Source organism: Streptomyces phytophilus, assembly GCF_013870535.1.
GTDB lineage: Bacteria > Actinomycetota > Actinomycetes > Streptomycetales > Streptomycetaceae > Streptomyces > Streptomyces phytophilus.
The window spans coordinates 1-1010 of record NZ_JACBXC010001737.1 but is presented as its reverse complement, the minus strand read 5'-3'; the positions used below and the strand labels follow the sequence as shown (position 1 = coordinate 1010).

The 1010-nt window shown below is 75.4% G+C and carries 1 protein-coding gene; it reads left to right on the top strand.

What is annotated here, in order from left to right; translation table 11 throughout:
- The first annotated feature begins 14 nt into the window (after positions 1 to 14).
- Positions 15 to 887, top strand: coding sequence for a sugar phosphate isomerase/epimerase family protein (locus H5J30_RS35630; RefSeq protein ID WP_018840412.1), 873 nt, complete (start codon positions 15 to 17; stop codon positions 885 to 887).
- The last annotated feature ends 123 nt before the right edge of the window (positions 888 to 1010 follow it).

Genomic DNA, 1010 nt, shown 5'->3' with positions numbered 1-1010 from the left:
AAGGTGAGTCCGACATGACCCGGCTGCGCCTGGCCTACGGCACCAACGGCCTCACCGACCTGCGGCTGACCGACGCCGTCGCGCTCCTCGCCGACCTCGGCTACGACGGCATCGCGCTCACCCTCGACCACATGCACCTCGACCCGCTCGCGCCCGACCTGCCCGCCCGCACCGCCACCGTGCGGCGGCTGCTGGCCAGGCACGGGCTCGCGGTGACGATCGAGACCGGCGCCCGCTACGTCCTCGACCCGCGCCGCAAGCACCACCCCACCCTGCTCGACCCCGACCCGGAGGCGCGCGCCGTACGCTCCCGGCTGCTGCGCACCGCCGTGAACGTCGCGGCGGAGCTGGGCGCCAACGCCGTGCACTGCTTCAGCGGCACGCGCCCGTACGGGGTGGCGGAGCCGGACGCCTGGAAGCGGCTGGGCGCGGAGCTGACCCCGGTGCTCGCGGCGGCGGACGCCGCCGGCGTGCCGCTCGCCATCGAGCCGGAGCCCGGCCACCTGCTGTACGACCTCGCCGGGTTCCACCGGCTGCGCGAGGAGTTGGGCGACGCGCCGGCGCTGGCGCTGACCCTGGACATCGGGCACTGCCAGTGCCTGGAGGACGCGCTGCCCGCCGACTGCGTACGGGCCGCCGCGCCCTGGCTCGCGCACGTGCAGATCGAGGACATGTGCCGCGGTGTCCACGAGCACCTGCCGTTCGGCGAGGGCGAGATCGGCTTCCCCTCGGTGCTCGAAGCCCTGCAGACCACCGGCTACCAGGGGCTGATCAGCGTCGAGCTGCCCCGGCACTCGCACGCCGGGCCCGAGCTGGCGGGCAGCTCCATCCGCTTCCTGCGCGCGGCGGAGGAAGAGGCGCGGGCGAGGGGGTCGGTGCCGTGCTGAGCCTCCCGTACGCACCCGTCCCCGCAGTCACCGCCGCAGCGGTGACCCGAGTGAGAGGAGCCGCGCAGTGGTGACTCCCGATCCCGCCGCACCCGCACCCGCCGCACCCGATCCCGCCGCACC